Consider the following 8,835-nt stretch of genomic DNA (forward strand, 5'->3'; position numbering starts at 1 on the left):
GTTCCAAGCAGGAACTTCTTGGACGGCTAATAAGCTCAAAACAAAATACAATCCTAATGTAGGTAAACAAAAAATTAAACTCAACAACCAGAGTTTACTAAGCGATTTCTGTAAAGTTAACTGGTTTGCTAATAAAATAAATACATATGCAATACAAATGGAAATGACTATATGAAAGAGAAATTCGATAGGTTCAGACCATTCGATTTGATTGATTATAGGAATAAAATCCACATTTAACAATAAGGTGTATACACGAATTTGACTGATAGACTCAACTAATTTCAAGAGTAAACCTAAAACTATGCCACTAAGTATTCCGACGAAGATAGAATTGATTATATTACGGCTTGACACTAGAATTCTTCTTCAATTTTGCGGGAACTTTTATAAAATCCAAAGTGCCCAGTTGCTAAACGTGCGTTTGTTCTTTGTTCAATCCGCTCATGACAAGGATCACACATATACGTATGAATTGGACGATTACGGAGTTTTTTTGCTTGAGGTGAATCATCAATTAATTGATTGATAGTATCACAAATGACACATTTTACACGCATCGAATTAGCCTCCTAATCTACTCGAACTGCTTTCACATGTTTAATGGGATTGTCTAAGTTAGAGCCATCTGCAAGAAGTACATAGACCGGCCCGTCTTCACGTAAAGGTTTCCCATCCTGACTATATTTGAAGATAATAGAGTTTGCTTGTTCAAGTGTAAACGAATGTTCCTCACCATTAGTTGTTTCAATAATAACAGCTTTAGCACTATCTTTTAGTTTAGCATTTTTTAAAAAATGTTTTAAATAGATACCAAAAGTGCCTGTTAACATTTTTGTTTTTTCATATTTCTTCTCGGATTTTAAAGTAGGTGGAAAAGTGGCACCTTCCATAATTTCACGAGACCAATGAGCTGACATTTTTTTTGTATAGTCGTCCAAATCGTTTTTTTCAATATGTTGTTCAGTGAAAAATGTAGTTAAATCTATACGACGATCATCAAAAATCCACACAGCCGGATCCAATGTTATTTGGAATTGCACTTCGCCTTTTATCGGAATAATGTTTTCCATTCTTTTGGTGCCTCCAATACTTATTACGATTCACCTTCTAGTATAACTCTTTGACTATATGTAACAAAGAATTAAGTTTATAAACTTGGGTTTTAGAAGCGATGCTTGCAATTTTGCCTCTAGAAAGATACAATTTACTAAGACAATATTAGGTAATGGGGGCGTCCTCATGGATACTAAATCACAACAATCGTATCAGCAAAAAGCTGTTGAACTTTTAAAAGCTGATGCTGAGAAAATAGCAAAATTGATCAAGGTTCAAATTGATCATTTAACATTACCACAATGCCCACTTTACGAAGATGTTTTAGATACCCAAATGTATGGTTTATCTAAAGAAATTGATTTTGCCGTAAAACTAGGTCTTATGGAGCGTGAAGAAGGACGGATAATTCTATCGACACTTGAAAAAGAATTATCAGTAATGCATGATGCTTATACAAATAAAAAGTAAGAAACTCAAACTCAGCATGTGTTTGAGTTTTTTTGCTAGATAAAAGAAAACGAGGTTTCCCATGATTTCATATTTGAAACGCTACACAAAACACTTTGATTACTCGTTATTTATTACATACATGTTCTTATGTCTATTTGGATTAGTAATGATTTATAGTGCAAGTATGGTTTGGTCCGTAAATCGCTACGGTTTTGAGCCTGATCACTTTTACAAGAAGCAAGTCTTGAATTTAATCTTGGCTGTTCCGGCATTAATAATCGGTGCATTATTCCCTTATAAACATTATCGCAAAAAGCCAATGATGGTTGCGATGTTGGTCGTTATGTTTACTTTACTCGTAGCAGTTCATTTTGTCGGGTATGCTGCCGGTGGTGCGAAAAGTTGGATCAATCTTGGATTTGGGAACATACAACCTTCTGAGCTTGCCAAAATAATTATGGTGCTTTATTTTGCTGGAGTTTTTGCAAATAAAGCAAAGAAAGGCCCGATTGATAGCTTTAACCAATCCATTGCACCTCCAGTTACCGTACTTGTCTTAGTAGTTGCATTAGTCCTCAGTGAGGTAGACATGGGTTCTGCAATGATTATCTTTTTTACTGCAATTTCAGTAATGGCTGCTAGTGGAATTCAAATCCGAACATTTGTGAAGATAAGTGGTATCATCGTTGGTGCTCTTGCAATTATTACACCATTTCTGTATTTACTTCGGGACACATTCATTACAGAACGTCGACTAGGACGACTTGAGGCATTTTTAAATCCTTTTGAATATGAGCAAGGATTTGGTTACCAGGTTGTCAATGGATATTTAGCAATTGGCGCAGGTGGTTTGAAAGGTTTAGGTCTAGGTCAATCTGTTCAAAAACAAGGATACCTACCAGAACCACAAACGGATTTTATCATGGCAATTATAGCCGAAGAGTTAGGAATTGTAGGTGTATTAATTGTTATTGGTGGTCTAGGATATATTGTGTTGCGTGCATTAACAATTGCTTTAAAAGCTCAAGACCCTCATGCTAGAATGATAGCCGCAGGTTTTGCTAGTTTGATTGGTTTTCAAACATTCATCAACTTAGGTGGGCTTTTAGGCCTAATCCCGTTGACAGGAGTGCCACTGCCTTTTATTAGTTATGGCGGAACATCCGTCATTTTGTTATCTTTAGCAATGGGGATATTGTTAAATGTCTCAATGTTTGTAAAGTTAGAAAAAACGCGAAGCTAAGGGGTGTCGTCACATTATGAAAACGATTCACAAGATTTTAGTTGCTAACCGCGGAGAAATTGCTATTCGAATTTTCCGTGCTTGTACCGAATTAAAACTGCCTACCGTATCGATTTATTCTAGAGAAGATAGTGGTTCATTTCATCGATACAAAGCGGATGAATCGTATTTAGTGGGGGATGGAAAGAAACCAATTGATGCATATCTTGATATTGAAGGAATTTTAGCAATCGCAAAAAATAGTGGCGCAAATGCGATTCATCCTGGATACGGGTTTCTTTCTGAAAACGCAGATTTTGCAAGACGCTGTGAAGAAGAAGGAATCATATTCATCGGTCCTACTTCTGAGCATTTAAATATGTTCGGCGACAAAGTGAAAGCGCGTACACAAGCTGTATTAGCTGGTATACCTGTAATTCCTGGTAGTGATGGACCTGTTTCATCCGTAGAAGAAGTGAAAGCTTTCGGTGACGCAAATGGCTATCCATTGATGGTCAAAGCTTCCTCTGGCGGTGGCGGACGAGGGATGAGAGTAGTCCCTACTGCAAATGACGTAGAATCTGCCTTTGAGCGAGCAAGTTCAGAAGCAAAGGCTGCCTTTGGATCTGATGAATTATACGTGGAAAAACTCGTTGAAAAGCCTAAACATATTGAAGTTCAAATATTGGGAGATAAACACGGTAATTTGGTTCATTTATATGAACGTGATTGCTCGATTCAACGCAGACATCAAAAAGTCGTTGAAATTGCTCCTTCTAATTCAATTTCAAAGGAATTGCGAAATCGTATTTGTGATGCAGCGGTTCAATTAATGAACAATGTAAAATACATAAACGCAGGGACAGTTGAATTCTTGGTATCAGGAGATGAGTTTTATTTCATCGAAGTTAATCCTCGAATTCAAGTAGAACATACCATTACTGAAATGATAACGGGAATTGATATTGTCCATACTCAAATTCATATAGCTGATGGTTCATTTTTACATGAAGAAGAAATAGGCATGCCATCCCAAAAAGACATTCCATTATTTGGCTTCGCTATACAATCTCGTGTTACAACAGAAGATCCATTAAATCAATTCATGCCAGACACTGGGAAGTTGATGGTATATCGCTCTGGTGGGGGCTTTGGCGTTCGTCTAGACGCAGGGAATGGTTTCCAAGGTGCTGTGATTTCGCCTTACTATGATTCTTTGTTAGTCAAAGTGTCAACTTGGGGCAAAACGTTTAAAGAAGCAGCTTCAAAAATGGATCGGAATCTACAAGAGTTCCGAATTCGAGGAATTAAAACAAATATTCCTTTCTTGGAAAATGTTGTCRAACACCGTAATTTTATTACGGGGAATTTTAACACTAGCTTTATTGATTCAACACCTGAATTATTTTTGTTCCCCACTCGAAAAGACAGAGGGACTAAATTATTAAATTATATTGGGAACGTAACGGTCAATGGTTTCCCTGGAATCGAAAAAGCTTCGAAACCGGTTTTCGCTATTCCTAGAAAACCCCAAATTGATTTACTTGTTCCACCCATGCATGGTACAAAACAAATTTTGAATGAGCGGGGAGCAGAAGGACTTGTTAAGTGGATTCACGAACAAAAAGATGTGTTGATAACTGACACAACATTCCGTGATGCACATCAATCACTTCTAGCGACTCGAGTTCGATCTAATGACATGTATGAGATTGCAGAGCAGTCAGCAAGAGCTATGCATGATGCCTTTTCTTTTGAAATGTGGGGAGGAGCAACATTTGATGTCGCTTATCGCTTCTTGAAAGAAAATCCATGGGACCGTTTACTGAAAATGCGTCAAATGATTCCAAATGTTTTACTACAAATGTTAGTTCGTGGAGCAAATGCTGTTGGATATAAGAACTATCCAGACAATGTTATCCGCGAATTTATCCAACAATCAGCAGAAGCAGGAATTGATGTATTCCGAATCTTTGATAGCTTGAACTGGATAAAAGGAATGGAAGTTGCAATTGATTCAGCACGTCAATCAGGTAAAATCGCAGAAGCTGCAATTTGTTATACAGGTGATATTTTAGATGATTCTCGTGGCAAATATAYGGTTGCATACTATAAAGAAATGGCCAAAGAATTAGAATCAGCCGGAGCACATATTTTAGCGATAAAAGATATGGCTGGCTTATTGAAACCAGAAGCTGCGTATCGATTAATTTCAGAGCTAAAGGAAACTGTTTCTCTGCCTATTCATTTACACACACATGATACAAGTGGTAACGGTATCTACTTATATGCGAAAGCGATTGAAGCTGGGGTAGACATAGTGGATACAGCTCTTGGCACTATGGCAGGATTAACGTCACAACCAAGCGCAAATTCATTAACGTATGCCTTAAAGGGCAGCAAACGTGAAGTACGTACAGACATTAACGCACTTGAACAACTATCTCATTATTGGGAAGATGTACGTAAATATTACAAAGAGTTCGAATCTGGCATGATGAGTCCACATACAGAAATATATGTGCATGAAATGCCTGGTGGCCAATACTCGAACTTGCAACAACAAGCAAAGGCAGTAGGTCTAGCTTCTCGTTTCGAAGAAGTTAAAGAAATGTATTCAAATGTTAATATTATGTTTGGTGACGTAGTAAAAGTTACTCCTTCATCCAAAGTAGTAGGGGATATGGCACTCTTTATGGTCCAAAATGATTTAACTGAGGAAACGGTGTTAACTCGCGGAAAAACAGTAGATTTCCCAGATTCAGTTATTGAGTTTTTCCAAGGCTATATTGGACAACCTTATGGTGGTTTCCCAGAAGAAATCCAAAAAGTGATATTAAAAGATCGTCAAGCGATTACAGTACGTCCAGGAGAATTGTTGGAACCTGTAAATTTTGAACAATTAAAAGAAGAGCTTTTCCACAAACTTGGTCGTCCGGTTGATAGCCATGAAGCATTAGCATACGCGCTGTATCCTAAAGTGTTTGACGAGTACTCAGTTATGGAGAAAAAATTTGGTGATGTGTCAGTTCTGGATACGCCAACTTTCTTATATGGAATGCGTTTAGGAGAAGAAATTGAAGTAGAGATTGAAAAAGGTAAGACGTTAATTATCAAAATGGTATCAATCAGTGAGCCACAATCTGATGGTAATCGTGTCATTTATTTTGAATTAAATGGGCAACCACGAGAAGTGATGATTCAAGATATGACTGTTGAATCTGACATCACACAAAAGCAGAAATCAGATATTTCGAATCCAAATCACATTGGGGCAACAATGCCAGGAACTGTGTTGAAAGTCGTAATTGCTAACGGTAGTCGAGTTAAACGAGGAGACCATTTACTAATTACAGAAGCAATGAAGATGGAAACAACTGTCCAAGCTCCATTTAATGGAGTAATTAAAGAAATTCATGTATCAGCTGGAACTGCAATAGCAACAGGTGATTTATTAATAGAAATGGAAAAAGAATAAAATAAAAGCAGTTCCGCTTTTCGCGGAACTGCTTTTATTTTTGTGTTTTATTAGAACGGCTACGTGAAAGTAGTAAGACCATATAACATAATAACCCAAATAGTAAGGAGATCAAAAGAGAATGACCTAACGCGAAGTATAAATTAAGTTTTGTTAAAACCACTAGCATACMTGAGATCACCTGAAGCGAAACAATTATAAAAGCAGTAATCCAACCATAGTACAATACTCGTTGATCTTTATAGTTTTTAACTGCATGCCAAGCAATAAATGCTATCCATATAAAAATTAGTGCAGCTGCAGTGCGATGTCCCATTTGAACCCATTCATACATGTTTGAAGGCAAAGAGAATTGATCATTGTTACATAAAGGCCAATCCGGACAAATTAAACCTGAATCAGTATGCCTCACGAGTGCGCCAGTATATACGACAATGTACGAGTAAAGCGTTACACCAACTGTATGCCATTTTAGTTTTGATCCAATTCTCAATTTATCAGCGTCAAATTTTCGATCAACTTCAAAAATGAGGAGAGTTAACAATAATACGGAAGCAAAAGACAATAAGGAAATTCCAAAGTGAAGCGCTAATATAAAATCACCTTGTCCCCATAATACTTGAGCAGCTCCTATTAAAGCTTGCAGGATTAAGAAAAACATAGCCATCACAGCTAAAAATTTTGTTTCGCGTATATGCCCCATCACTTTCCAAGACCATACTGACAATATTAATATAAGAAAGCCAACAGATCCTGTGACGACGCGATGAGAAAATTCAATTAAAACTTCTGTAGTAATTTTATCTGGAATTAATTGTCCATTACACCCTGGCCAATGTCTGCCACAACCCATGCCACTTTCTGTTTTGGTGACAAGTGCACCGCCAAGAAGAATGAGCAACATGCCGATTGTTGCAGCAACTGCAAACCATTTTAAGTATTTACTTTGTTGCATGAATGACACCTACTTTGTATAAACTGATTGCGATAAAAGTGAGAACCTGCTTGTTTGATAATAGCTAAGAAACAGTGAAAATACAATGTCTAGCCTGCAATCTCCATCAATACGATTCTGCTTTTCACAAATTGTTCATAAAAAATTCTTTTTCCATTCACAAAACTTTTACTAAAATGCTTTAGTATAGAGTTGTTGTGTATCGTTGACAAGAAACCGCTTAATGCTTTTTATCGAATTTCTAGTTATATATAGAAATAACATCAGTTTTTCGATATAGTAATGGTAGCGGAATATGCTTACAACTTTGAAAGGGGGAGTTTCATGTCAAACGGTAAAGCGATTACTGCAAGTTCAGAGGCGAATCCTGTCACAACATCTTTTGTTAAGGACTTTCTTGCTTTGATCAAGATTGGAATTGTAAACTCAAATCTTGTAACTACGTTTACGGGATTGTGGTTAGCATTCCAATTTTCAACTCGTCACTTTTTAGACGAACTAGACTTAATGTTCTTTACGCTTTTAGGTTCAGCATTGATTATTGCTGGTTCGGGCGCAATGAACAACTTCATCGATCGTGATATTGACCCGATTATGTCAAGAACAAAATCAAGACCAACTGTGACGGGCAGATTTAAACCTAATACCGTATTGTCCGTTTCTCTATCCTTTTTAGTTGTTGGTGAGATTTTGTTATTTATGGCATCGGTCTCTGCTGGAGTATGGGGACTAGCCGGTATCATCAGTTATGTCGTCTTATACACCATGTGGTCAAAAAGAAAACATGTGAGCAATACAATTGTCGGTAGTATTTCTGGTGCAATCCCACCCGTTATTGGTTGGGCTGCAGTGGAACCAACACTTGGATGGGGAGCACTTTCACTATTCCTCATTATGTTTGCATGGCAGCCCCCGCATTTTTACGCACTTGCAATGAAACGAACGGAAGAATATCGAGCAGCAGGTATCCCTATGTTGCCGGTTGTTAAAGGATTTGCTCATACAAAGCGCTCCATGCTACTGTGGATTTTAGTTCTTTTTCCTCTCCCATTCCTACTCATGCAACTTGGAACATGGTTCCTCGTTTTGGCAACTGTGCTGAATTTAGGTTGGCTAATACTTGCATTAAAAGGCTTTAAAGCAGAAGATGATTTAAAATGGGCAAAAGGCATGTTTATTTATTCGTTAAATTACATGACCATCATATTTGTTTCGATGATTATTTTCTCGATTTTTAGCTAACTTTGGGATTCTTTCTTTGAATGTAGAATTCATATAGAATAGAACCAGACCGCTTTACACACTTGAATACTCAAACGAAAGAGGGGGTTGATTAAGCTATGATAAAAGGGATCAAAAAATGGCGTCTCTTTTCACTTGTGACCGCTCTAATGGTCTTTTTATCTGGATGTGGTGAAGAGCACTTATCGACACTAACACCAGCAGGACAAGTTGGTAGAGACCAATTAAATTTAATGGTACTTTCAACAGGAATTATGGTACTAGTAATTATTGTAGTTTTAGTTGTTTATCTTCTTACAATCATTAAATTCCGTCGTTCTAAAGTTGGAGAAGATGTGATTCCTAAACAAGTTGAAGGAAATCACACACTGGAACTTATTTGGACAATCATTCCGATTATTTTACTTTTAATCTTGGCTGTTCCAACTG

Annotated in this window: 8 protein-coding genes; 5 read left to right on the forward strand and 3 right to left on the reverse strand. The window is 37.1% G+C overall.

What is annotated here, in order from left to right; genetic code table 11:
• Positions 1–356 precede the first annotated feature (356 nt).
• Complete coding sequence (locus AC1DOS_RS15405; RefSeq protein WP_108584459.1) at positions 357–560, reverse strand: YlaI family protein; 204 nt, start codon at positions 558–560, stop codon at positions 357–359.
• A gap of 12 nt (positions 561–572) precedes the next feature.
• Positions 573–1,073: a peptidyl-prolyl cis-trans isomerase gene (locus AC1DOS_RS15410; RefSeq protein WP_477538208.1), complete on the reverse strand. Its 501-nt coding sequence runs from the start codon at positions 1,071–1,073 to the stop codon at positions 573–575.
• Positions 1,074–1,242: 169 nt separating this feature from the next.
• Between AC1DOS_RS15410 and AC1DOS_RS15415 the strand changes: the two genes are divergently transcribed.
• From AC1DOS_RS15415 to pyc, 3 genes are all read left to right on the forward strand, one after another.
• Positions 1,243–1,527 carry an Fpa/YlaN family protein gene (locus tag AC1DOS_RS15415; protein ID WP_108584462.1) on the forward strand — a complete coding sequence of 95 codons (285 nt, stop codon included), beginning with the start codon at positions 1,243–1,245 and terminating at the stop codon, positions 1,525–1,527.
• A 61-nt stretch (positions 1,528–1,588) separates the two neighbouring features.
• A complete protein-coding gene (locus AC1DOS_RS15420; RefSeq protein WP_477538209.1) occupies positions 1,589–2,752 on the forward strand; it encodes an FtsW/RodA/SpoVE family cell cycle protein in 1,164 nt (387 codons plus the stop codon).
• 16 nt (positions 2,753–2,768) lie between these two features.
• Entirely contained in the window at positions 2,769–6,209 is a 3,441-nt protein-coding gene (pyc, locus tag AC1DOS_RS15425; RefSeq protein WP_477538210.1) for a pyruvate carboxylase, read from the forward strand.
• A gap of 34 nt (positions 6,210–6,243) precedes the next feature.
• Here pyc and AC1DOS_RS15430 read toward each other — a convergent pair whose 3' ends face one another.
• Positions 6,244–7,164, reverse strand: coding sequence for a COX15/CtaA family protein (locus AC1DOS_RS15430; protein ID WP_477538211.1), 921 nt, complete (start codon positions 7,162–7,164; stop codon positions 6,244–6,246).
• A 324-nt stretch (positions 7,165–7,488) separates the two neighbouring features.
• Here AC1DOS_RS15430 and cyoE point away from each other — a divergent pair, with 324 nt between their 5' ends.
• Together cyoE and AC1DOS_RS15440 are read left to right on the forward strand one after the other, a co-directional pair.
• The gene (gene cyoE / locus AC1DOS_RS15435; protein WP_108584468.1) at positions 7,489–8,406 is read left to right on the forward strand and encodes a heme o synthase; all 918 of its coding nucleotides are present in this window, start codon (positions 7,489–7,491) and stop codon (positions 8,404–8,406) included.
• A gap of 98 nt (positions 8,407–8,504) precedes the next feature.
• Positions 8,505–8,835, forward strand: a 331-nt coding sequence (locus AC1DOS_RS15440; protein WP_477538212.1) for a cytochrome c oxidase subunit II transmembrane domain-containing protein, incomplete at its 3' end; no start/stop codon positions are given.

This window comes from Paenisporosarcina sp. P5_A11 (assembly GCF_056400705.1).

What these genes read in the sequence shown, in the direction of transcription:
- AC1DOS_RS15415 (WP_108584462.1), top strand. Translation starts at nt 1,243, where the DNA reads ATGGATACTAAATCACAACAATCGTATCAGCAAAAAGCTGTTGAACTT.
- AC1DOS_RS15420 (WP_477538209.1), top strand. Translation starts at nt 1,589, where the DNA reads ATGATTTCATATTTGAAACGCTACACAAAACACTTTGATTACTCGTTA.
- AC1DOS_RS15410 (WP_477538208.1), bottom strand. Translation starts at nt 1,073, where the DNA reads ATGGAAAACATTATTCCGATAAAAGGCGAAGTGCAATTCCAAATAACA.
- cyoE (WP_108584468.1), top strand. Translation starts at nt 7,489, where the DNA reads ATGTCAAACGGTAAAGCGATTACTGCAAGTTCAGAGGCGAATCCTGTC.
- AC1DOS_RS15405 (WP_108584459.1), bottom strand. Translation starts at nt 560, where the DNA reads ATGCGTGTAAAATGTGTCATTTGTGATACTATCAATCAATTAATTGAT.